The organism is Paenibacillus sepulcri (assembly GCF_042647105.1).
In the GTDB taxonomy this organism is placed as follows: domain Bacteria; phylum Bacillota; class Bacilli; order Paenibacillales; family Paenibacillaceae; genus Paenibacillus_Z; species Paenibacillus_Z sepulcri.
In genome coordinates this window covers 6824516-6847512 of sequence record NZ_JBHRUP010000001.1, presented here as the reverse complement: position 1 = coordinate 6847512, position 22997 = coordinate 6824516, and the positions used below count along the sequence as shown (strand labels likewise).

19 protein-coding genes and 2 pseudogenes are annotated in these 22997 nt (G+C 49.9%); 7 read left to right on the top strand and 14 right to left on the bottom strand.

Translation table 11 applies throughout. The features are described 5' to 3' along the window. Positions 1-8 precede the first annotated feature (8 nt). The gene (locus ACFOLF_RS29685; protein WP_210037567.1) at positions 9-1583 is read right to left on the bottom strand and encodes a response regulator; all 1575 of its coding nucleotides are present in this window, start codon (positions 1581-1583) and stop codon (positions 9-11) included. Positions 1584-1789: 206 nt separating this feature from the next. Further along, complete coding sequence (locus ACFOLF_RS29680; RefSeq protein ID WP_210037566.1) at positions 1790-2635, bottom strand: helix-turn-helix transcriptional regulator; 846 nt, start codon at positions 2633-2635, stop codon at positions 1790-1792. A gap of 152 nt (positions 2636-2787) precedes the next feature. Between ACFOLF_RS29680 and ACFOLF_RS29675 the strand changes: the two genes are divergently transcribed. After that, positions 2788-3531 (top strand): SDR family oxidoreductase, encoded by a 744-nt coding sequence (locus tag ACFOLF_RS29675; RefSeq protein WP_210037565.1) that lies wholly within the window; start codon positions 2788-2790, stop codon positions 3529-3531. 115 nt (positions 3532-3646) lie between these two features. Then, the gene (locus ACFOLF_RS29670; RefSeq protein WP_210037564.1) at positions 3647-4447 is read left to right on the top strand and encodes an SDR family NAD(P)-dependent oxidoreductase; all 801 of its coding nucleotides are present in this window, start codon (positions 3647-3649) and stop codon (positions 4445-4447) included. Positions 4448-4666: 219 nt separating this feature from the next. Here ACFOLF_RS29670 and ACFOLF_RS29665 read toward each other — a convergent pair whose 3' ends face one another. From ACFOLF_RS29665 to ACFOLF_RS29625, 9 genes and pseudogenes are all read right to left on the bottom strand, one after another. Further along, positions 4667-5806, bottom strand: a complete 1140-nt coding sequence (locus tag ACFOLF_RS29665; protein ID WP_210037563.1) for an exo-beta-N-acetylmuramidase NamZ family protein — start codon at positions 5804-5806, stop codon at positions 4667-4669. Further along, a complete protein-coding gene (locus tag ACFOLF_RS29660; protein ID WP_210037562.1) occupies positions 5803-6507 on the bottom strand; it encodes a PIG-L deacetylase family protein in 705 nt (234 codons plus the stop codon). Before ACFOLF_RS29660 ends, ACFOLF_RS29665 begins: the two co-directional genes overlap by 4 nt. Before the next feature lie 2 nt (positions 6508-6509). Further along, a complete protein-coding gene (locus tag ACFOLF_RS29655) occupies positions 6510-7475 on the bottom strand; it encodes a GNAT family N-acetyltransferase (protein ID WP_210037561.1) in 966 nt (321 codons plus the stop codon). 28 nt (positions 7476-7503) lie between these two features. Continuing rightward, positions 7504-8700: an anhydro-N-acetylmuramic acid kinase gene (locus ACFOLF_RS29650; RefSeq protein ID WP_210037560.1), complete on the bottom strand. Its 1197-nt coding sequence runs from the start codon at positions 8698-8700 to the stop codon at positions 7504-7506. After that, a complete protein-coding gene (locus ACFOLF_RS29645; RefSeq protein WP_210037559.1) occupies positions 8701-9561 on the bottom strand; it encodes a carbohydrate ABC transporter permease in 861 nt (286 codons plus the stop codon). Between the two features lie 18 nt (positions 9562-9579). Next, complete coding sequence (locus ACFOLF_RS29640) at positions 9580-10482, bottom strand: carbohydrate ABC transporter permease (protein ID WP_210037558.1); 903 nt, start codon at positions 10480-10482, stop codon at positions 9580-9582. An 81-nt stretch (positions 10483-10563) separates the two neighbouring features. After that, on the bottom strand, positions 10564-12015 hold the full coding sequence (locus tag ACFOLF_RS29635) for an ABC transporter substrate-binding protein (RefSeq protein ID WP_210037557.1): 1452 nt from the start codon (positions 12013-12015) through the stop codon (positions 10564-10566). A gap of 40 nt (positions 12016-12055) precedes the next feature. Further along, complete coding sequence (gene murQ, locus ACFOLF_RS29630) at positions 12056-12970, bottom strand: N-acetylmuramic acid 6-phosphate etherase (protein WP_210037556.1); 915 nt, start codon at positions 12968-12970, stop codon at positions 12056-12058. 210 nt (positions 12971-13180) lie between these two features. Then, a pseudogene (locus ACFOLF_RS29625) lies at positions 13181-14045 on the bottom strand (MurR/RpiR family transcriptional regulator). A gap of 321 nt (positions 14046-14366) precedes the next feature. Between ACFOLF_RS29625 and ACFOLF_RS29620 the strand changes: the two are divergent. After that, positions 14367-14660 (top strand): c2 calcium-dependent domain-containing protein 4C-like protein, encoded by a 294-nt coding sequence (locus tag ACFOLF_RS29620; RefSeq protein WP_210037554.1) that lies wholly within the window; start codon positions 14367-14369, stop codon positions 14658-14660. A 169-nt stretch (positions 14661-14829) separates the two neighbouring features. Here the strand turns inward: ACFOLF_RS29620 and ACFOLF_RS29615 are convergent, their stop codons facing one another. Then, positions 14830-15645 carry a UTP--glucose-1-phosphate uridylyltransferase gene (locus tag ACFOLF_RS29615; RefSeq protein WP_210037553.1) on the bottom strand — a complete coding sequence of 272 codons (816 nt, stop codon included), beginning with the start codon at positions 15643-15645 and terminating at the stop codon, positions 14830-14832. Between the two features lie 226 nt (positions 15646-15871). Here ACFOLF_RS29615 and ACFOLF_RS29610 point away from each other — a divergent pair, with 226 nt between their 5' ends. The 4 genes and pseudogenes from ACFOLF_RS29610 to ACFOLF_RS29595 all read left to right on the top strand — a co-directional run bounded on the left by ACFOLF_RS29610 (position 15872) and on the right by ACFOLF_RS29595 (position 20253). Further along, complete coding sequence (locus tag ACFOLF_RS29610; RefSeq protein WP_210037552.1) at positions 15872-17155, top strand: UDP-glucose dehydrogenase family protein; 1284 nt, start codon at positions 15872-15874, stop codon at positions 17153-17155. After that, positions 17152-17968, top strand: a pseudogene (locus ACFOLF_RS29605) (NAD-dependent epimerase/dehydratase family protein). Before ACFOLF_RS29610 ends, ACFOLF_RS29605 begins: the two are co-directional and overlap by 4 nt. Before the next feature lie 18 nt (positions 17969-17986). After that, the gene (locus ACFOLF_RS29600; protein ID WP_210037551.1) at positions 17987-19243 is read left to right on the top strand and encodes a glycosyltransferase family 4 protein; all 1257 of its coding nucleotides are present in this window, start codon (positions 17987-17989) and stop codon (positions 19241-19243) included. Between the two features lie 5 nt (positions 19244-19248). Then, the gene (locus tag ACFOLF_RS29595; protein ID WP_210037550.1) at positions 19249-20253 is read left to right on the top strand and encodes a CotS family spore coat protein; all 1005 of its coding nucleotides are present in this window, start codon (positions 19249-19251) and stop codon (positions 20251-20253) included. 71 nt (positions 20254-20324) lie between these two features. On the opposite strand, the gene ACFOLF_RS29590 is transcribed toward ACFOLF_RS29595, so the two are convergent. Together ACFOLF_RS29590 and ACFOLF_RS29585 are read right to left on the bottom strand one after the other, a co-directional pair. After that, a complete protein-coding gene (locus ACFOLF_RS29590; protein ID WP_379112759.1) occupies positions 20325-21371 on the bottom strand; it encodes a DUF4037 domain-containing protein in 1047 nt (348 codons plus the stop codon). A gap of 179 nt (positions 21372-21550) precedes the next feature. Continuing rightward, positions 21551-22939, bottom strand: coding sequence for an MFS transporter (locus ACFOLF_RS29585; protein ID WP_379112762.1), 1389 nt, complete (start codon positions 22937-22939; stop codon positions 21551-21553). Between the last annotated feature and the right edge of the window lie 58 nt (positions 22940-22997).

Below are 22997 nucleotides of genomic sequence, written 5' to 3'. Positions count from 1 at the left end.
ATAGCTGCTTACAGCAGCTTATTGCGGTATTCCGACGGCTTCATATGTTCAATCTTCTCGAACTGGTTGACGAAATAATCCGCACTGCTGAAGCCGACCTTCTCCGCTACCTCGTAAATCCGGATATCCGGCGATTGACGCAGCAGCTTCTTCGCTTCATTGACCCGTATTTGCAGCAGGAAGTCATTAAAATAAACGCCGTACGTTTTCTTGAACAGCTGTCCCAGATACACCGGGTTGATAAAAAAATGGGCTGCAATGCTCTTCAAGCTGATGTTGCCCGCGTAATTCGCTTCAATATAGCTGCGGACCTTCTGAATGCCGCCTTTCACCTGCACCTTTCTCAGCTCCGCGATATAGTCCTTGCTCTCTTCGACAAAACCGGCGAACAATCCCTTAAGCTCGCCAAGCGACAGGCTTAAATCATGCCAGCCGACAATCGGAGCCATGCTCGCGAGGGACCGTTCATCCCCCTCCATGCTGCGGATGGCCTTGGTTATGCCGAGCACGCACTGGTGAATGGTCATTTTTACCGCTTCAGGCGCATACCGCTTCACGCGGAAATCCTGGAACAGCGCGTCGACCGCAAGCTTTACCTTCTCCGACTGCTGTTCCTCAATCTGCTCAATAAAACGGCCTAATTCGGCCGGGTCCATTCCTATGTAGTTCAGCGGCTCCGATTGCACCTGAGCATAGATGACGATACGGCTGTCATCGTGGATATATTTGTGCAGCATGGCTTCCTTGGCTGTTATGTAGGATTGCCGGATATTCGCCAGCCGGTCAACGGGTGCGCCGGCATAAAGAAAAACACGTCCCCCCGCCTCGACTGACATCGTCTGCCGGAATCTTACGGCGAACTGCCTGATGTCCCCCTTGAACGGCACCAGTACGTGATCGGGCAGCAGGATGCCGATCCGGTTCCGGTGCTCATGCAGGTAGAGCGGCTGATCCCCTGCGGTCATATCCTGAAGCGCCTGCTGTACAAGCTCCTTGAAGCGTGCGGATGAGAGCTGTTCGCCGGGCGGCTTCCAGATATGGTTGTCGTTCAGCTCGGCGAACAGGTAGTACAAGCGATCGGCCTTGCCAAGCATGAGGCGCTGCTCCCACTCGGCAATAAAGCTGTCATCCGCCTCTCCGAGAATGAGAGATTCGATCATGGCTCCGGACAACAGACGGTCATGGCGTACGCGCTCTTCCCGCAGCCTCCCGAGCCTGTCGTTCAATTTGCGCAGCGCATCGGAAAATTCATGCTCATCGATCGGCTTGACGATAAAGTCATGAACGCCGTAACGCACGGCCTGCTGGGCATATTTGAAATCATCGTAGCCGCTAATGATGATGAAAACGGGGCTTGCCTCATTCTCCTCCACGATGCGCCGGATCAGCTCCATCCCATCCAGCACCGGCATGCGGATATCGGTAATAACGAGATCGGGCCGAAGCCGCCGGATAAGCTCAAGAGCATCCTCCCCGTTGTCCGCTTCGTCCACGACCTGGAAGCCGCAAGCCTCCCAGTCGATCAGCTTCATCAAGCCTTTGCGGGTGAAAACCTCGTCATCCACCAGAATAACGCTGTACATGGATCAATCATTCCTTTCCGCTATTCTCTCTCATATAGTAACATCTACTCCGGTGCAGCGGACAATGAGGTCTCCATTTTATGAAAGGATTGTAATCGAATATCCCTGCCGATTCCGGGCACGTCAAAAAGGAGCCCCGCTGGTCGAATGCGGGCTCCTGAATTTGACGAAAGCTCCTCAAGCGCGTATTCCTGCCGGTCTGCGGCCTAGCTCTGCGCCTCGAGAAGTTTCCGTATCTTGTCCGTCGTCACTCCATCATGAAGGGGCACGTGAATCGAAATCTGAAGATCCCCGGCACCCATCGGCTGGAAGGAAATATGATCAAAGGCCAGCTTGCCGACGACCGGATGATTGATGATTTTATCGGCATCCGTGGTTTCCAGCACATCATGAAGCTGCCAAAATTCCCTGAACTCCGGACTGACGGCAGATAAAGCTGCGACCTGCTCGGACCACCAGGTATCATCGATAAAACGGGCATATTCCCTGCGGAACTGAGCCACCATACACCTCGCATGCTCTTCCCATTGTACCCCTTTGCGCTGCCGGAAATCCCCGGAAGTAAATGTAATCCACAGTAAATTCCGCTCCTGCCCCGACAAGCCTTCCATATCGCCGTTTACTGCGCTAAAAGCCTTGTTCCAGGCCATAATATTCATTTTGGAATCCATCGCGCAGCCGGGGGAAGTATGGAGATCCTCCAGAAAACGCTGAAGCACCGGAGTAACCTCCGTCTGCTGCCTCGGCTGCTCGGGCGGTGGCTGGCGGTGAGCCAGAAAAAACATATGCTTGCGCTCAGCCGCATCCAGCTGGAGCACTTCCGCCAGACTTTCAAGCACCTCCGCCGAGACATTGATATGGCGTCCCTGCTCCAGGTAGGTGTACCATTCCAGGCTGACTCCAGCCAGCATGGCCACTTCTCCGCGCCGCAGTCCCGGCGTGCGCCTGCGCCCGTCATCCGGCAAGCCTGCGCGCCCCGGCGTAATGCGTTCCCGCCGGTTGCGCAGAAAATCAGCCAGCTCGCTGTAGCGGTCAAATTCCTTTGTAGCCATAATCTTGGTTCCTCCAATCCGTGATTCCATTCCCAAGGAGGGTGGTAGTACGGGTTCCAGTATAACCGGTCCTCTCCCTATACAATATTGCTCATTATACAATAGCCTATGACAAGCCGCATCATAAATCAAACCTTGGGAGGAAACATCTTATGAACATGAGCTCTAATACCATTCTTATTACAGGCGGCGCATCCGGCATCGGTTATGCGCTTGCGGAACGATTCATCCAGGCAGGCAATAAAGTCATCATCTGCGGAAGAAGAGCGGATAAACTGGCCGAAGCCAAAGTCGCTCTTCCGGGGCTTGTAACGTATACATTCGACGTATCCAGGGAAGAGGAACGCATCGCCCTGTTCAAGCAGGTGACACAGGAGCATCCGGAGACGAATATTCTCCTGAACAATGCCGGCATCATGCGCTACCAGGATTTCACCAAGCCGGAAGACTGGAAGGAAACAGTCTCCGAAATCGAAATTAATCTGGCGGCACCCGTTCATTTATCGCGATTGTTCACGGAGCATTTGATGAGGCAAAAAAATGCGGCGATCATGAACGTCACTTCCGGACTTGCTCATGTAGCATTGGCTCTGACTCCTGTATACAGCGCAACCAAAGCCGCTCTTCACTCCTTTACCCTGTCATTGAGACATCTATTGGCCGGCCACTCCATCCGCGTCATTGAAATTTCGCCGCCCCATACCAATACCGATCTGGGAATTCCCGGCGGAAATGCCGTAGGCATACCGGTGGAGCTGTTCGCTGACGAAACGATGAAGGCTCTTGCTCTGGGTGAAGATGAAATTACGTACGGCTGGTCACAGTTGACGGCTCAGGCTTCGCGTGCGGAACGCGACGAAATGTTCAAGCAGGTGAACGCCAAAGCTTCGGTTTAAGTCTCTCCCCATGGGATTTTTACATCCGTTCAGGAAAGCTTTATTATAAGAGATAAAGCTGCACAGCTGTTGCTTTCACGAAACAACGGCATGTGATACACGGGAGGAAAATGAAATGGATTTGGGACTAGGCGGAAAAGTAGCAATTGTTACTGGAGCAAGCGCAGGGATCGGTTTTGCTTGCTCCAGGGCATTATTCCAAGAGGGCGCTGCCGTTGTCATGGTTGCGAGGGATCCTGACCGCGCTAGACAGGCGGTAGATGCGATTCTTTCTGGCCGCTCCAGGGAGGAAGCAGCCCGTATTATCACTGTAGCAGGCGATATGAATGAGCCGCAGACGGCTAAGCAGGCGGTTACCGCAGCGCTGGGGGTTAATGGCCGTATTGATATTTTGATCAATAATGCCGGTTCAGCCAAAGCGGGGTCTTTCTTCGAAATGCCTGAGGAAGCTTTTTTGGAGGCATGGAATTTAAAGCTGCTTGGTTACATCCGAATGGTGAAGGAAGCAGCGCCCCACATGATCAAACAGAGAGACGGGCGTATTGTTAACATTGTCGGCGGCGCAGGACGGACGCCAACCCCTGCATTCCTCGCGGGCAGTACCGCCAATGCGGCGCTGCTCAATTTTACAAGAGGCATTTCCAAGGAACTGGCGAAATCGAACGTCAGGATTAACGTCATTTCACCGGGCGCAACCAACACGGAGCGTGCGGAAAAGCTCGCCCGACAAAACGCGGAGGCCAAAGGCATCACCGTCGAGGCCCAGAAAGCGGAAATGAACGCTGCGATTCCGCTCGGGCACATGGTCGCTCCGTCCGAAATTGCAGCGATGGCGCTGCTGCTTGTTTCCGATCATGTTCCTTCCATTACGGGCACGGAAATTGTCATCGACGGCGGACAGCAGCCGGGCGTTTGAACGGCCCTTCTGCCGACCGCATAATTGATGCACAATACCAGATAATAAAGGCATATGGCAGAGAAATCACGCCATGTGCCTTTTTGCGCGCAATACTCACCGCCGTCTTGGTGCCGCCGCCATCCAATCCGGCAACATATCTCATTCCATGATCACGTCCTTGTTATCTTCACCTGTAATACTCACTCGACCGGAAGGGGCAATGGAGCCCTTTCCTCATCAATAAAGATGATAGTTCCGTTTGAGATTTGCAAAGTCACGGCTTTCCGCCTGGAACTTCTCCAGCATAGACGACAAGTCTACTGAATCGCCACGGTACAAATTATCCCCGCACAGCAAATCAATAAAAGGTCTGGCGTTCTCCCTTATTGGCGGCAAAAATGAAAAAGGTTCATAGAACCTCCTGATTGTATACATAAGAGTAACTCCCGTTTTTACAGCCTGGATGGTACGGGCATCTGTTACATGAAGCTGTATACCGCCACAGAGCTCGTCTTTATATTTGGAAGCCGTTGGTTTGAAGTAAACAGGGCGGAAAAGCACGCCGGGCAGCTTCATCCGGTTCATTTCATCCGCCAGCTGCAGGGCATTGATGAACGGTGCTCCTATGATTTCAAAGGGAAACGTGGTTCCTCTTCCTTCAGAAATATTGGTGCCCTCAAACAAGCAGGTGCCGGAATACAGCAATGCCGTCTCAAAGCGCGGAATTCCCATGGAGGGCTGCACCCAGATACGGCCCGTGTCAGGGAATTGCATCCTCCGGTCCCAGCCGTCGCATCGCACGATAGTCAGCTTGCCGTTCCAGTTCATCTGATCATTGGCCATTGAAGCTACCTCGCCAGGGGTCAAGCCATAGCGCACACAGAGAGGGTAATTGCCCACGAACGATTGATAGCCTGGCTTCAGAATATTCCCTTCCACCGTCACGCCATCGAGCGGATTGATCCGGTCGAGAACGACAAATTCCTTGCCGTTTTTTGCACAATCCTCCAAAGCGTAAAGCATGGTGTAGATAAAGGTATAATACCGTACTCCCACATCCTGAATATCATAAACGACCATATCTACTCTCTCCAGCATCTCCTGAGTCAGCCGCTTGGAATCCTTCCGGTACAAGCTGTATACGGGCACGCCAGTAATCGGATCCTGATAGGTATCTACCATCGCCCCGGCTTCTTGGTCGCCGCGCACACCATGCTCTGGCGAGAACAAAGCGGCCAGGTTGAAATTCTCATGCAGAATCTGAATGGTAGCTGCAAAATCATTGTTCAAGCCTGTAGGACCCGTAATCAGTCCCAACCGTTTGCCTTTGAATACATGGGCATATTGCGTTATACAGTCAATGCCGTTTCGGATCATAGCTGCCCCTTAAGGACACGCATACTTTCCTCCGGAATCATGAAGGTCTCCGCATACTCGTTTCGGGATTCGATGCCGCGGACTCTGGACAAATGCTTATAATATTCCAAATAAGGGAAGGATTTGCTTCCGGTCACAAACCAGTGCCGTGACACCGCCTTAATCCACAAATCATAAGCTTCTTGAGAGAAATCCACATATACATAAGGTACAAAGCCGACTGCGTCCTCCCAGTTCTCCGCATAATACAGCCTGGAGGCAAAGAAAGCGGGATTCTCCCGTTCCAGAGGGGCCAGAGCGGCATAGAATCGCGCGTCGTTGACAATAAGATGAGTCGTCATATGATCCTTGTGCATGCTGTTCTTGAAGTGAGTGATGATAACAGTGGGCCGCACTTCACGAATCACATCACATACCCGCAGGCGCATCTCCTCGTTATCCTGCAGCTCTCCATCGGGTATCTCGAATACGATGGATTCACCGCCCAGCATCTCTGCGAAAGCTGCGGCTTCCCTAACCTTCTGCTCGCGGTATTCCCCCACATCTCTGCCTGCCGGAACTCCGCGTTCACCCGCTGTCAGCGCTAAAGTTACAATCCTGTCGCCGCTCAGCGCATGGCTTGCCAGGACGCCGCCAGCAGTCAGCTCCATATCGCCCACATGACCGCCGACCGCCAATATCGTTAATTGTTGTTCACTCATAATCAGAGCTCCCTTCTCATCACAGCAAATGGTTTGACCGTCCGAAAACCAGCCTTCTCGTAAATCCGGATGGCCGGATTGGTGCTGCCCGTATACAACGACATATACGTAGCCTGGATACGCTGAAATGCTTCGCATAATTTAAAGAAAAGGATACTCCCCAGTCCGTGTCCCTCATGCTCAGGATGTACTCCGATTCCGGTAAAATAGCCCCTGCCGTTGTTCTGGCGTATGACTGGACCGGCGAAGCCGACTGCTTTCCCTTCATATTCGGCGAATACAACGGGCACGCTGTCAGCGGCACATTGTGCTATTTCCCTCTTCCACAAAGGATTATTGAATCCGTCCAGCATTTCCTCCACACCGCTGATCTCCTCTGATTCAAACAGTTCCACCCTGTAACCGTCCATGCCCGCTGCTGCTTCTTTGGCTTTCATATCTTCAGGAACAGTGAAACCGGCAAGATTCAGATACATGGCACATTCTCTGGCACGTTCTGCATAACCCTGACTGAGCAGAAAGGGATAAAGCGCACTGTCTACCGGTACGCCGGGTGCGTTGTTATGCTCATGATGCGGGGTGTCCGGTATATACCAAGGCAGTCGCATGGGATTAAAAAACATGAGCTCTGACTGCTGTTTACCCAAATACTTAAAACGGTTCTCCAAGACCTCTAACATCATCGCGTACGTTTCATTGGTTCTACAATCGCTGGATAATACTATACAGGTTATATAGCCTGCAGCATGTCCCAAGGGCAAGTCATCGCCCGTACATCCACAGGCAAAGCCTTTAACCTGATCAGATTCCAGTAAAATAAATGTCGTTTCTTCATCAAAGTAGGGGTTGGACAAAAAAATGTCTGTGAAGCTGATTTCGGTAAGCTCCTTATATCCGTCTTTCACAGCTTCCTTGTTCCACAAAGATATAACCCCTTGAGTATAATGGCTGTCCCAAGACACAATCATGAAGCTATGCCTCCATTCAGGCAGGAATTTAATAAGAGATTTTCCCCAGAATCACTGCTCGCTGGGCTCCCGTGACGACAGGAAGATTGTTTGGCTTCGCAGCCATTGTATAATCGGCAAGCAAGGCGAAAGCAATCGCCTCCTTGGCATCGCTGCGATATCCAGCCTCTTCTTGAGTAACCACCTGCACATTCATAGACTCGAGCTCATGCTTTAGAAATTTCATCAGCACCGGATTATAGCTTCCTCCTCCGCCCACGATCATCATATCTGCTGGGTGGCGGTGGCGGATAAAACGGGAGTAAGCCTCTCCAATCGACCACGCAGTGAGCATGGTGACGGTAGCGACGATATCATCTGAAGATAGACTGTTCTCTTGTTGATAGCGAATCAGCCCATCGATATAAGATGTGCCAAACCGTTCTCTGCCCGTTGATTTGGGCAAAGGAAGGCTGTAATAGGCCTCTTGCTGCAGCATACGAAGAAGATCGCTATTTACGTCGCCCCTATGTGCTATGGCTCCTCCGGTATCCATCGTTTTTTCTCCGGGATACAAACGCGCCACCACGCCATCGATCAGCATGTTCCCCGGACCCGTATCAAACGCAAAAACCTGATCTGGGGTGCCGCCTGCCGGAATCACGGTAATATTGCCGATGCCGCCAATATTCTGCAGCAGCAGGGTCCGATTGTCCTCCCGGTACAGCAGATATTCCGTAAACGGAACCAGCGGTGCCCCTTGCCCGCCGACAGCCATATCAGCCACGCGGAAATCCGATACGCAGGGAATTCCGGTTCGGGCAGATATAACCGCACCTTCTCCAATCTGCACCGTGTAATGAAGATTGTAACCATCCACATCATGCGCTTCAGGTGCATGATAAATCGTTTGCCCGTGGGAACCGATGACCGCAATATCTTTGGGCTCGATACCGGCTGCTGCTATGGCAGACAGGGCAGACTCCGCAAACAGCTCGCCTAACCATATATTCATGCGTCCGACTCTGTCTATTGCCGCCTCCTTCGGATCAAACAAGGCAAAAATCTCTTCCCTGACTTTAGCCGGATAGGGCTTATTCTCAAATGCGATCAGGCGGACATGAGGCTGCCCGCCGGGAACACCGTTAATCTCAATCACGGCGGCATCGATACCATCCACAGAAGTACCGGACATCAAACCCACGGCATAGCGACGGTCATGAGAAGGCAATGATATGCTGGCCATTTAGCCTTTCACCGCCCCTACGGTAACGCCCTCCAAAAAATACTTTTGCAGGCTGAAAAACAGAATAAACATGGGAAGGGCGGATATCGTGGCGCCTGCCATCATCGGAGCGAAATAAGTTGTATTGGCAAAGCGGAAATTTTTCAAACCAACCTGAATGGTTTGCATATCCATTGTATTGGTAACCAGAAACGGCCAGAAGAAGGAGTTCCAATTATCCATGAACGTGAGGATTGCCATGACGGCCATGACGGTTTTGGATAAAGGCAGAATAATTCTGAGATAGATTTGCAGCTGGCTGCAGCCTTCTATCTTGGCGCTTTCTATAATCTCTTTGGGAATGGTGGTCATAAATTGTTTGGCAAGAAAAATATTATATACCGTAACCAGACCTGGCAGTATCAAGGCGCTGTAGGTATTCTGAATGCTGAATACATTGACGATCAGGATATACAAGGGTACCTGTGTCACTTGATAAGGAATCATCATGGAGCATAGCAGCAAAGCAAAGAGCCACGCTCTGCCTTTAAATTTAATTTTCGAGAATGCATAACCTGCCATACTTGCAAAAAATACATTGGAAATGGTGACGCTCCCCGCCACAATCAAGGAGTTCAAAAGCCATCTGACGGAATATTCGCTGTAATCGAAGAAAAACTTGTAGGAATCAAGCGATATCTTGGTTGGAAAGAGGGAATAGCTCATCGCACCTGCTTCAACGGGATCCCCCAAGGATGAAATGATCATAAAATAAATGGGGAATAACGTTGCCAAGGCAAAGATTAGAAGCAAAATGATGATCGCCGTATTTCTGATATATCTGATCTTATTGTTCTCTGAATGGTTGCTAAAGAGCGCCATCTATGATCCTCCTTCCCCCTAATATTCCACTTCTTTGCCAAGGAATTTGAATTGGACCAATGCTATTCCCGCGATGAGAAGCGCCAGGATTAAGGATTGCGCAGCCGCTTCGCCGAACTCGAAGTACTTGAATGCATTATTGAATATGAGCAATCCGACCATCGTAGTTGCATTATCGGGACCTCCGCCTGTCATCAAATAAGCGTTCTGAAACACCTGGAACGAACCGATAACACCGGTGACCAAGAGAAATAAGGTCGTTGGCTTCAGGCAAGGAATGACGATATACCAAAGCTTTTGCAGGAAAGACGCCCCATCGAGCTCGGCCGCTTCATAGTAGCTCCCGTCTATGCCCAGCAAGGCTGCCAAATAGATGATAATACTCGCACCATGACTGGATAGCCATGCCATAAACACCAAAGAGAACATGGATGTCGAGCTCGATCCCAGCCAATTCTGGTTGCCGATCCCAACCGAGTTAATCAATTGATTAAAAATACCTGACGGCATCGGATCAAAAATCCACAGCCATACAACCGATAAGGCAACATCTGAAGCAACTGCCGGAAGATAATAGACGGCCTTAAAGGTCGTCTGCATCCATTTCTTCAATGGAAAAATCAGGATTGCCACGGCAAAGGACAGGAACAGGGCCACCGGCACGGTTAGAATCGTATACACAACGGTATTTTTGATGGATTTCCAGAACAAGGAATCCTGTATCGTATGAGCATAATTATCGAATCCAACAAAGGTGGATCCCAGCGGTTTATATTCCTGAAAGCTGATCACGAAGGCACTGGCAACCGGATAGGCCGTAAACATTGCAAATATGACTAAAGCTACGGCGATAAACGCATATCCCCAAGCTCCGTCTCCTTTTATTTTTCGCTTTTTTATGAATTTGCTTGAGTGAATCATACAGCAGCACCTCATTTCAGATATCCGGCTCGCTCAACCGGATAGCCGCATGCGGATGCACACGACTATCTGGTTGATTCCTTATTCCTGCACCACGCCGTCTTCGCCAAAGGCGTCGATTGCAGCGGCTTTTACCGCTTCATACATGGCTTCAGGCGTAATTTCACCAGCCAGCAGCGCCTGTAATTTAGGAATAATCACTTCATCTTCAATTTTGATGGCTTCGGCACCCAATTCAACAGGGATATCAGGACGGGCAGGCGTTGCATGCGAGAGCAGGGTTTCGACGGCTGCCACATTGTCGGGATTCCTGTTGATCGTCATGCTTTCAGCGGCTTTTCTCCCGCTTTCCGTAATATGCGCAACGAAAAGGTCATTATTGGTTGTTGCCGCAACATTGCCGCTTGCCAGGTAATAGGCTGCTTTTACGACATTGGCTTTGTGCTCGGCCGTCGGTTCCTTTTTGCCGCGGAAAGCGACATAACCATCTACCGCAACGCTGGACTGCGGTTCATTCCCCAGAAATGTAGGTACGGGCAGTACGATATAATCGACCGCTATACTTCCTTTTACGGCGCTGCCGTCGTTGGCTTCCAGCTTCTCGTTATTTTGGTTGGCGGAGTTCTCAAAGGTGGCCAGGCCCTTGCCCGTGATCATCGTCTGACCGGTCAGAAACATGTTCCAGCGTTTGCCCGCGTCGACGGAGCTGAGCTCCTTTGGCATCGAGCCGTCGTCAATAAGAGCCCGGACTGCTTTCAACACTTCCAGATAATTTTTATTGGTATAAGCGTATTTCAGATCTGTGGTGAATGCGGACGGCATGCCTGCATTTTTGATCAACACATTCAAATAGTCTTTGGATGTAACGCCAGCGGTTGCGAACACAAATCCGTAGCGGCTCGTTTGGTCTCCGTCCTTAACAACGCCTTTTTTAATCGCTTCGCGGAATTGCTCGTAGGTCCAACCGTTTTTTTGAATATCTTTCCAGTCGATTCCGGCCTCTTCCATGAACTTCTTGTTCCCTCCCAAGGCGTGAGCCTCCATATACGCCGGGAAGCCATACAGACCACTGCCGTTTTTCATGTATTCCAGCGGAGTTTTATCGTAATCTGCGACCATTTCCGGTGTTGCCGTATCAGTGATGTCCATAAGCATTCCCTGCTGCACATACTTGGAAATCCCGTCCGAGCCGATGAACGCCAGATCAGGAGGGCTGCCCGCATTGACCTGCGTATCGAGCTTCTGTGTCATGTCTTCCCAACTGGCAGGCTCTATTTTCAAGGTGAGATTAGGATATAATTCATTGAACCCCTTCTCCATTTGAGCAAAATGTTCTTGAAAATTTGCGGAAACCGGCGGCAGCAGCGCCGTAATGGTGTCTTTCGCCTCTGTGCTTCCTGCGCTTGAAGTGTTGCCCGGGCTGGAAGCATTGCCGTTATTGGAATTCGCGTTATTGGATGAACATGCTGCAAGTGTGGTCAAAGACAGACTCAAAGCTAATACGGATGTCAGAACGCGCATTTTACTTTTCACAGAATATTGCCCCCTAGGAATCGGATTTTATAATTGCGGATTAAACAACTCGACTGAAATTGCGTATGGCTGCTTTCAGGTTTCCGCCAGATAGATCCAGTGCCCGCTTGGCATCCTCTGCCTCCAGGCTCGTTTTTATCATCATGATGGCAAGCTTGCAGCTCATTGAAGCCTTTTCCAGATATTTGGCTGCTGTTCCGGCGTCCGTGCCTGTTGCTGTCTGAATAATGCGGATAGAGCGGTCATTCAGCTTGTTGTTGCTTGCCTTCAAGTCGACCATAAGATTGTTATACGTCTTGCCCAGCTTCACCATCGAACAGGTTGTGAGCATGTTGAGAACCAGCTTCTGAGCAGTTCCCGCCTTCAGCCTTGTAGAGCCCGCAATTGCTTCAGGCCCGACAACAGGCGCAATACATACATCGCAGACATCCTCTATTCTGGAGTTTTTGTTGTTCACTACCCCTATAGTTGCGGCACCAAGCTCTCTTGCCTTCTTCAAACCGGCAATGACGAAATTTGCGCTCCCGCTCGCAGAAATGCCTATAACCGCGTCTTTATTCGTAACGCCGCAGCGCTCAATTAAAGCGATCCCCTCCTCTGCATTGTCTTCAAATCCTTCAACAGCCAATCTCAAAGCAAGATCCCCTCCGGCAATATGTCCCTGCACCAGCAGAGGATCAACGCCAAAGGTGGGTGGGCATTCAGACGCGTCGAGCACACCTAATCTGCCCGAAGTTCCGGCCCCTATATAAAACATTCTGCCACCATTTCCAAGCAGATGATGCAGAATTTCAACCGCTTTCATGATTTGCGGGATTTCCGCAGCGACCGCTGCAGGAACCTTCGCATCCTCTTGATTCAGGAGCCGCAGTATTTGTTCTGTCGTGCTATCATCGATCATCAGCGTATCCTGGTTAATCTCCTCCGTTGTCAGTCCCGCGAGATATTCATTCATAGCCAATTCATTCTCCTGCCTCAGGTTATTGTAATGTCAATTTAGCTGACACACATTCCATTTCTTAAGCTTATATTAAGGGGACGCCGGGATTCCGTCAATAGATTCTGAAATTAAATTTTATTTTAGAATTAATTTTTGTTTTTTTAATTCTTACTTGCGACAAAAAAAGACACTAGCTCTAAATCACTAATGTCAGTAACGTCCATCTTATTTCTTCTGCTTGCTTGCCAGGATGTTATGGGTCTTGGTCAGGTATTTTTTCACATTCTGGTATTCCGCACTCGCTACTCCCCGCAAAAAGGATATCAATAATGGTAAGCATAGCGATTCTTGACCCCATAGCCCCGCTTCTTATGGTTAATTCCGGAGTTGAGATGCTGAGCACAATATCTGACTTTCCCGCTAATTCGCTTTTGTTATATTTGGTAATGGCAATAATATTGGCTCCATTCCTCTTGGCAATTTCCAGCGAGTCGAGTATCTCTATCGTAGCGCCGGAATTCGAGATAAAGATGGCTACATCGCCCTTTCCCAAGAGGGTTGCGGCAGTGAGCTGGCTATGGCCATCGGTATAGGCGTGACACATCTTGTTGATCCGGGAAAACTTCTGTTCCCCATCCTGACAGGCCAGACCGGAGGCTCCGACACCGAAGAAAACAATCCGATTGCTGGCACGGAGCGCTTTGACAGCACGGGCTACCTCATTCCGGTCGATGATGCTGAGCGTGTCTTCAATGGATCTGACATTGTTGTGAGAAATATTGGAGATGATGATGGACAGGTCGTCTCCTGGTTGGATATCGGTGTACTGATCCTTCTGTTCCTCGTCCATGGAGCCCAGTGATGCAGAGATGCTTACGATAAAACTGCGGTAACCGTTATAACCCATCGTTTTGCAGAAACGAAGAACGGAGGCATCGCTGGTTTTACTCAGTTTAGCAAGACCCTTGATGGAAAGATGGGGAATTTCCTCCAAATTGGTCAAAATGCTCTCAGCTACCATTCTCTCGACTGGCGTCAAGCTATCCTTCTTGTCCCTGATCTTAATCAGAATATTATCATTAATCGCCATTTAATTTTTTCCCACTCACCTTAAAATTCTACGAACCGGGCTTCACAAAATTCAACTTTATATTAAGTGTATTTACGCCAAAACACAAGATAAAGCAAATAAATATTCGGGAAATCCGTTTCACTTGTCTTGCATATTTATTTCATAAATATAAATCACAATGAAAATTATTTCTGTTTATAATCATTCAGATATATTCATAGCTCAGAGTGAAAACTGGAGAGCGATATCTAGTATTCTATAAAACCAACTGATGACCCGTTACGAGTACTAGTTTTCATTCATATGATACTAAATAACGTAAAGAGGAGGTAAATGTATATGCCATTAGGAAAGAAATCCAAAAAAAATGCTGCAGGCAGCCAAACTGGCGGCAGCAAGACGGCCGGCGATCAAACCGGGGGCAGCAAGACAGCGGGCAGCACGTCAGGCGGCAGCAAGACGGCCGGCAACAAGACAGCGGGCAACCGGACAGCGGGCAGCAAGTCGGGCGGCAGCAAGACGGCCGGCAGCCGGACGGCGGGCAGCAAGTCGGGCGGCAACAAGACAGCGGGCAACCGGACAGCGGGCGGCAAGTCGGGCGGCAACCGGACAACCGGCGATGATATCGAATAAGATCATACACATTTTGCGGTTATACGGTTCATAGATGACTTCTGGTTTCATCAGAGGTCATTTTTTTTAATCAACAAAAGCTCCTGGAAAGCGCAAATGACCCATCCAAAGGTCACTTCTGCAAAGTGTCCTTATTGCGGGTCACAGGTTGTAAACGGTTTTTTTTCGTCTATTCATTTTTCCCTTGCTTCATCAGGTATGCGCAGCGTTGGATGTTCAGATATTCCTGTTCAATGCTGATATCGTACCACTTCTCCGTGAACACGTAACCAAGCATCCTCCTGGATCGGCACATTGCGTTTAATGCTTCAGTCAGCTGGATTTCTCCCCCGTTAGCTTCGATTTGTTCGAGATAAGGAAATATTTCCGGCGTCAGTACATATCTCCCCATAACGGCAAGCTTGGATGGCGGATTGATTTTAGGCTTTTCGATTATGGATTGAAGATGGCAGACCTGAGATTCCAGACTCGTTCCGGAGACGACTCCATAGTTTTGAAGCAGCTCCTCCGGTACCGCTTGCAGTCCGATCACCGGACATTTGTATTGCTCGTACACATGAATCAATGCCTGTAACGGTGAGGTCTGAGCCAGGCTGACTTGATCCGGAAGCAGAATGGCAAACGGGTCATCTCCTGCGAACGATTTGCCGATCTGAATGGCATGTCCCAGTCCGAGCGCATCCGGCTGTCGGGCATATTGAATGTACACCTTGGCCGGGCCAACCTTTTCAATCATATGTTCTTTGTGATGCTTGGATAAATGCGACTCCAGCTCAATCGAGCGGTCAAAGTAGTCCATTATATCCGTTTTATTGCGGGAGAGAATGATTAGAATTTCCTGTATCCCCGCGTTTATGGCTTCCGATACGATATAATCGATCGCCGGCCGGCCGCTGATCGGGAACATTTCCTTTGGAACCGCTTTGGTTATCGGCAGATTTCGAGTCCCATAGCCGGCAGCGGGAATGATTGCTTTCAACACCATGAAAATCACCTCTTCCATTCAAATATTTTATTATTGTTAATTATCAGTATATAAAGAATTTTCTATTTGAAGCTTGTCCTCTATCAAAATCAGGCATCTGTATACACCCATTTTATAGAGTACTTATTCAGGGCCCAATTTCATCCTGTTTGGATCATTGGCCGTGACGATTGTTGGACAACCGCTAATATAATAGATTAGTAGATTTGAAAGAGGGAATTCCTATATGAATATTTGTGTTGTTGGAGCGGGATATGTCGGCCTCACGACGGCTGCTGTATTAGCCGATATCGGCCATATTGTCTATTGCACGGATCGCGACACCGCCAGGATAAGCAGCCTGAAAGAAGGAATCGTACCGATCTATGAACCCGGACTTACCGAAATGATCGCGAAGAATCAGGCGGAAGAAAGACTGTTTTTCGCTGCGAACGTAAAACGGCATATGATGAACTGCCCGGTCGTTGTCGTTGCAGTCGGAACGCCTTCCGCCAAAAACGGCAGTGCGGATATGAAGTATATCCTTAGTGTCGTTCAAGACCTCTCGCTTGTTATTCGTTCTCCTAAAACCATCATTATAAAAAGTACCGTTCCCCCTGGAACTGCGGACCGGATTGATGCTCTGCTTCAAGAATATGGGGTAAGCCAAGCGCTGTACGAGCTTGTGTCCAATCCCGAATTTCTGCGGGAAGGAAGCGCAATTGAGGATACGGTGCATCCCGACCGAATCGTCATCGGAGCAGCCAATGAAGAAGCGGCGCTTATAGTGAAGGATCTGTACCAGGCTATTGAAACCAGATTTCTATTGACTCAACGTATTGAAGCGGAATTGATTAAATATGCGTCCAACGCTTTTTTGGCTACCAAAATTTCTTTTATCAATGAAATATCGCGTATTTGCGAGGCTTATCACGCCGATATCACGGAGGTTGCCCAAGGGATCGGGATGGACAATCGGATCGGGCCCAAATTTCTGCAGGCGGGGTTAGGTTATGGAGGCTCCTGCTTCCCGAAGGACGTCAATGCATTGAATTATGCCGCTTCCACCAAACAGGTAAAAATGGAGCTGCTTCAGGCCGTTAAAAAAATTAACCGCTCACAACTGGGGGTTTATCTGAATAAACTGAACCACAAGCTGGGCGAAAAGAGAGAGAACATCCGGATCGCAGTCTGGGGAGCAACGTTCAAGGAGAATACCGATGATACCCGCTATTCTCAGGCAATAGCCTTTATGAAGCTGCTGACGAAACAAGGATACCAGGTTTATGCTTACGATCCGCTCGTATCTCCTCCTATCCCGTCCGTCGTTTGGTGTTCCGATAAATATGAGGCCGTAAAGGAGGCAGATGCGCTTGTCATTGCGACAGGCTGGCCGGAATTTATGGAAGCCGACTTTCACCGCGTCAAGCTGCTGATGAAACGAAATCTTCTGTTAGATGGACGAAACTGTCTGGACAAAAAAACAATGGAAGCGCATGGGTTTGAATGCTTCGGAGTTGGAAGACCATGAAAATCATGGTGACGGGTGCCGCGGGATTTATCGGTTCGCATCTTTGTGAATTTTTACTGAATAGCGGGAAGCACGAAGTCATTGGAATCGATGCCTTTGTTCGCGACGAGTTGAAAATAATAGGAACCAAGAACATCGAGATGTTTCATTCCCACTCAAAGTTCACCTTGGTTACGTCAGAATTGCTGCATACCGATTGGGATGGACTGCTGCAAGGCAATCAAGAAATTCATCTTTGCTTCCACTTCTTCCGTTTATGGAGAACGGACAGGAAGGGTGCCGGAGGACACAAGCACGCCCCCGCTCTCTCCTTATGGTGTGAGCAAGCTTACGGGTGAACAATTATGCCGTGTTTATTGGAATAACGATGGCGTTCCCATCGTTATTCTGCGTTTTTTCACCGTATATGGACCCCGTCAACGATCGGATATGGCCTTTCATCGGTTTATAAAGCAAATGATTAAAAACGAACCGATAACGCTGATTGGAGACGGCACGCAGTCAAGAGATTTTACGTATATCAGCGATTGCATTGAAGCGACGGCTGCAGTCGCGGACCAGCCCTCAGTGGTAGGTGAAACCATTAATATTGGAGGAAAAGAACGCTCCTCCATTCTGAATGTGATTCGCGTACTGGAGAATTTGACGGGAAAACACGCGAATATCGTGAACGCAGGCGCCCTGCGGGGAGAGCCGATGCATACATGGGCAGATATTACCAACGCGTCCCGGCTCTTGAACTACGAACCGAAAGTAAGCTTAACAGAAGGCTTGGCCGAAGAACCGGCCTACTTTACAAAATACTATTCATAACGGGAGGCTGTCTTTGGAATGAGACTGGCATTCGTATGTACGGAGAAACTTCCTGCTCCCGCTGTAAAAGGCGGCGCCATCCAGATGATGATGGACGGGGTTTCTCCCATTCTTGCCCGCGAGCATCAATTAACCATTTATTCAGTGACGGATGAGCTCCTGCCGGATCTGGAGACTCGCGGCAGCGTTAACTATATAAGATTTCCAAGGGAACAGTATGTAACGGAAGTGGCCCGTTCGCTAAAAGAAAACGCTTATGACGTCGTTCATGTTTTTAACCGGCCGGTCAACGTCATTCCGTTCAAGAAGGCCTCTCCCTCCAGCCGCTTTGTCCTGAGTCTTCATAATGAAATGTTTGCCGAGAACAAAATTTCGGATTCGGATGCAAAGCTTTGTGTACAGTATGTCCATAAAATAACGACCGTCAGCAACTACATTAAGAAGACCATAACGGACCGGGTTCCCGAAGCGAAAGATAAAGTCGAAGCGATCTATTCCGGGTTTGATCCCAATCGCTATTTTCCTATATGGACGGCACGGGGGAACAGCATGCGCGAGCAGCTTCGCACCCGTTACGGGGTCAATAATAAGAAAGTTATCCTATTTGTAGGGCGGCTGAGCGTAAAAAAAGGCCCGCATCTGCTCATTCAGGCAATGGAACGTGTCCTTGCGCAGCATCCGGATGCCGTTCTGGTCATAGTGGGAGGCAAGTGGTTCAGCGACAATACTGTGGATGACTACGGGAAATCGCTGTTGAAGCTGGCCGAACCGTATAAGAATCAGGTCATATTCACCCAGTTCGTTCCGGCTGACGAGATTCAAAATTACTTCTCGATGGCCGACGTATTCGTGTGCAGCTCGCAATGGCAGGAGCCTCTTGCGCGCGTACATTACGAAGCGATGGCTGCAGGCGTTCCCGTCATTACGACCAATCGCGGCGGTAATGCTGAAGTTATTACGCATAAGGACAACGGCTACATCGTCCGTGACTATACGAGCGCGAATTCATTTGCCAATGCCATCAACTATATGCTCACCAATAAAGAAGAGGCATCGGCAATGGCTGTACGGGGGAGGCAGCTGGTAGACAGCAAATTCACGTTCGGGCATGTGTCGGACCGGCTGAACAAGATTTACATGGGGGCCTATTCCAGCAGTCCCACTCCATTGTCCAGTGCATCCGTATCCAAGAGAAAATCGGCCCGCCCGCTTCGTTCACGCAAGAACAGGAATAGCGCTGCAGGTCTTAAAAGAATATCTTACAGAGGCAGGTAGGATTCATGCAGGCGAATATTAATGAAATTATGTTCCAGTATCCTCTACGTGTGAAAAGCGTCAAACTGATCTCGGACAAAGGCAAAAAAGCGACATGGAGCGTAGTCACCAACGCAGGCACAAAAATATTAAAGAAATCGCCCGCAACCCAAAAGAGACTGCTGTTTCTGGTTCAAGCGATCAGGCATATGCAAAAAAACGGGGCTCCCATCCCGGCAATGGTGGAGACCCGGTCAGGAAAAGATTATGCCGAGGACAGCAGCGGCAACTGCTATGTCTTATCGGACGCAGTGCAGGGCTCTTCCCCAACCTATGGAACAGAGGATCTGCTGGCCATCATGAAGGAGCTCGGCAGATTTCATATGGCTTCAAGAGGATTCACCTCGAATTACACGACCAACGAAAGAGTTCATCTGGGCGGCTGGGCGCAAAGCTATGAGCGGTATATCGAGCGGTTGGAGGGCTTTAAGGGAATGGCCAAAAGCAGCAGTGAATTTCAAAAGCTGTACCTGCTCCATGCCGACAATTTCATCAACCAGGGAAAAGAAGCCCTGAAGTGGATTAGAAGCAGCTATTACACCAATTGGGTCAACAAGGTCGCTGCGCAAAAAAATCTGTGCCATCAGGATTTTGCGGCAGCTAACTTGATCAAGACGGGTAAAGGCCTTGCTGTAATCGACATGGATTCGCTGACTTATGATTTGCCAGCCCGGGATCTTCGTAAAATCTTCAATAAAGTCATGAAAAAGCATGGATGGAGCGCAGCGAAAGCGACTGCGATGCTCAGAGCCTACCGCGAGGTCCATCCTCTGAGCGATGAGGAATGCCAGATTGTTTATGCCGACCTGTTGTTCCCCCATCTATTCTATGGAATTGCGAGCAAAGTCTTTAATAAACGTTCTGAGTGGAATCCTTCCGTTGAAGTGCAGAAGCTGAAATCGTTCATCGCGGCAGAAAGCGACCGTCAGAAGATGCTGTCCTCATGGCCGGCAATCGTCAGGCAATCCTGAAAACGTTATGTTTCATTAGTCCTGCCCGGCCGACAGCAGCATGGCCGGTACATAGCTCAAGGAGAAATATTTCATTTTCTTAGCGGCTTGAATAATGTTTTCAAAGCATTTCGTGCAAGATCTCCGTCCGGCCAACTGCCCAGTTTTCTGAAATCGGTGTTGTCCGTAATTTGGTCAATGCCGCCGATCAGACGAGCCTGGGCCAGCTGTTGAAGTTCCGAATCCGCAATTTGCCCCGCAATGAGGCCGGCAACTCTTTCCCCGTTCATAACCTTGAAGGGGCGGTCGTAGAACATTGAGGCGTCAGCGGGAATATTTTCGCTGATCCCCAGCCCGTTGTGCATTTGCGATAAACAGCTGTATGCCTCATTTAATGCAAGCTCGCGTTCTCTCCAGTCGGCTGTCGTCTGAGCCGTTAACAGGCAGGGCAGGAGCTGATCCGAGCATTTCAAACGTCTGAATGCCGTGCCGAACCATTTTGGATATGGCGCATATTGGCCTTCCATCAAGAAACACAGATTCATAATGTCCCGAACGACGCGAGAACCGATGACCGCTGAGCCCAGCTCGTCGCCAACAAAACCGGAACGGTGCATCAGATGCTCCTCCTGCCCGATCCGCTGCCAGCCGGATGCCATCAGGTATAACCAAATATCGCGCGGATAGAAAGCAAATGTATGGCGCAGCGCTGACAGCTGACCGTCATCATCCCGAAAAACCTCTCCGCGGGTTATCTCCAGAAGATTCTGGGAGGGGAAGGTCAGCCAATCAACCAGCTCCAACGATCGGGTGATGTCCGTGGCAAGATGGCCCCTGATGAAATTTGGCACCGTAGTGATTACAGTCATCTTGATATCGATGGGAAAACCGTAGAAGCTTGGCGGGACTCTCTGATCAAGCAAAGCCCGGATAGTCTCGCGAAGCGCAAGATCACGTTCATGCAGAAAAAGATAGACGCGCGGTCCCCAGTCATGGTCCCTCGACATTTCCGTGTCAAACCCCAGTACTTCGCTTCCCGGGCCGATCAGAGTAGCCGAATAGGATACAGGCGATAATGTATCCATTACGGGCTCCACAATTTCAGCATAAAATCGGCGGCATAATTCAATGCCTAACATAAACGAGTCCCCTTTCTCTGCAAAAAATGGCTGCCGAAGCAGCCGGTTTTTGTTATTTTTAGAAAAATTCATACGTGCCTGCTTCGAAATATTCGTACTTCCGCTCACTTCCGGGGCGTTTGCCGCAGCCTTCATTTTACCTGATCCCAGGCAATTGGAAAAGCCTGCATACTCTGCTGTCAATTTGATTTTCTCCGGCCGATAAACGCCAGCGAGAGCAAGCTGCCGCCAAGCATAACCGCGGCTGTAACCATAAGCGAGATATGCATACCGCCTGCAAAGGATTCGCTGCCGCTCAAAATTGAACCGAGAATGGCAACGCCCAGCGTCGCCCCAAGCTGCCGGCTTGAGTTCAGAGCGCCTGATGCGGCGCCGGTCATTTCTTTTGGCACGGAAGAGATGACAGCCGCCATCAATGCGGGAATCGTAAATGATACGCCAAATCCGATCAACAGCAGTCCCGCGAGCGTGAGCATGTAATTCGTATCGGTGTCCACCCATACGAGGAGTAACATACCCAGCGCACCCAGGCCAAAGCCGGACGTCATCGGTATTCTTGCTCCGATCCGGCCTACGAGACGACCGGTAAAAATTGGATTGAACGCCAGCGGAAGCATCATTGGCAGGAGCGCGAGTCCCGCTATATGGGCGGATAATCCGCGCGCTTGCTGGAAGAATAAAGGCAGAATAAACAAAATACCCGACAGGCCGATATTAACCGCCATCCCTGCAAGCATCCCGGCTGATACCGCCGCATTCCTGAAGATCAGCATCGGAAGCAGCGGATTCCTGCCTTTTGCTTCAACAATCAGGAACAGGATGGCGCTTAGAAGCGCCAGAATAAACGCAGAGAGAATGACCGTAGAATGCCATCCGTATTGATCTCCCTCCATAAGAGCGTAAGACAGTGAAGCAATGCCGGCAATGGCTGTGATTTGACCTGCCGGATCAAAGCCTGTCTGCGGTTTGCGCCTGGTTTCACTGACCAGAAGCGATGTCATGACCAGACTGATGAGGCCAAGCGGAACATTGAGCAGGAAGATGCTGCGCCAGCCCAGCGAGTCGACCAGCAATCCGCCCACGACAGGTCCTGCCGCCATCGCCGCTCCCGTCACCGCTGCCCATATTCCCAATGCCCGCGCACGTTCCGATGGCTCCGGATAAGCATAGGCAAGGAGCGTCAGCGAGGCTGGCAGCAGAGCGGCCCCGCCAATACCAAGTATGGCGCGCAGACCGATCAGCGCCCCAAGGGATGGAACAAATGCCGAAAAGGCGGATGCCGCCAGAAACAAGCCGAGGCCGCCAATATAGACGCGCTTGGCTCCCAGCTTGTCGGCAAATGCTCCCATCGACAGCAGCAGGCCGGCGAAAACGATCGTATAGGCGTTCACGACCCACTGCAGGCCGGCTATGCCTCCCCCAAGGTCGGCGCGAATGGCAGGCAAAGCTACACTCACCACCGTCGTATCCAGGAGCACCATAAAATAACCGAGTGAAAGTCCGATAAGCAGCAGCATTTTGGAGAGCTTGCCTGCCTGTTTGGCCTGTATTTGCAGCGTATGTTCCAAACTTATCTACCCCTTTCATCGCGATATGGAAAATCGTCATTTCCCTGATGAAAGTGTA

Excerpts from the sequence above, each read along its gene's own strand:
- ACFOLF_RS29685 (WP_210037567.1), bottom strand. The coding sequence starts at position 1,583 with ATGTACAGCGTTATTCTGGTGGATGACGAGGTTTTCACCCGCAAAGGC.
- ACFOLF_RS29680 (WP_210037566.1), bottom strand. The coding sequence starts at position 2,635 with ATGGCTACAAAGGAATTTGACCGCTACAGCGAGCTGGCTGATTTTCTG.
- ACFOLF_RS29675 (WP_210037565.1), top strand. The coding sequence starts at position 2,788 with ATGAACATGAGCTCTAATACCATTCTTATTACAGGCGGCGCATCCGGC.
- ACFOLF_RS29670 (WP_210037564.1), top strand. The coding sequence starts at position 3,647 with ATGGATTTGGGACTAGGCGGAAAAGTAGCAATTGTTACTGGAGCAAGC.
- ACFOLF_RS29665 (WP_210037563.1), bottom strand. The coding sequence starts at position 5,806 with ATGATCCGAAACGGCATTGACTGTATAACGCAATATGCCCATGTATTC.
- ACFOLF_RS29660 (WP_210037562.1), bottom strand. The coding sequence starts at position 6,507 with ATGAGTGAACAACAATTAACGATATTGGCGGTCGGCGGTCATGTGGGC.
- ACFOLF_RS29655 (WP_210037561.1), bottom strand. The coding sequence starts at position 7,475 with ATGATTGTGTCTTGGGACAGCCATTATACTCAAGGGGTTATATCTTTG.
- ACFOLF_RS29650 (WP_210037560.1), bottom strand. The coding sequence starts at position 8,700 with ATGGCCAGCATATCATTGCCTTCTCATGACCGTCGCTATGCCGTGGGT.
- ACFOLF_RS29645 (WP_210037559.1), bottom strand. The coding sequence starts at position 9,561 with ATGGCGCTCTTTAGCAACCATTCAGAGAACAATAAGATCAGATATATC.
- ACFOLF_RS29640 (WP_210037558.1), bottom strand. The coding sequence starts at position 10,482 with ATGATTCACTCAAGCAAATTCATAAAAAAGCGAAAAATAAAAGGAGAC.
- murQ (WP_210037556.1), bottom strand. The coding sequence starts at position 12,970 with ATGAATGAATATCTCGCGGGACTGACAACGGAGGAGATTAACCAGGAT.
- ACFOLF_RS29620 (WP_210037554.1), top strand. The coding sequence starts at position 14,367 with ATGCCATTAGGAAAGAAATCCAAAAAAAATGCTGCAGGCAGCCAAACT.
- ACFOLF_RS29615 (WP_210037553.1), bottom strand. The coding sequence starts at position 15,645 with ATGGTGTTGAAAGCAATCATTCCCGCTGCCGGCTATGGGACTCGAAAT.
- ACFOLF_RS29610 (WP_210037552.1), top strand. The coding sequence starts at position 15,872 with ATGAATATTTGTGTTGTTGGAGCGGGATATGTCGGCCTCACGACGGCT.
- ACFOLF_RS29600 (WP_210037551.1), top strand. The coding sequence starts at position 17,987 with ATGAGACTGGCATTCGTATGTACGGAGAAACTTCCTGCTCCCGCTGTA.
- ACFOLF_RS29595 (WP_210037550.1), top strand. The coding sequence starts at position 19,249 with ATGCAGGCGAATATTAATGAAATTATGTTCCAGTATCCTCTACGTGTG.
- ACFOLF_RS29590 (WP_379112759.1), bottom strand. The coding sequence starts at position 21,371 with ATGTTAGGCATTGAATTATGCCGCCGATTTTATGCTGAAATTGTGGAG.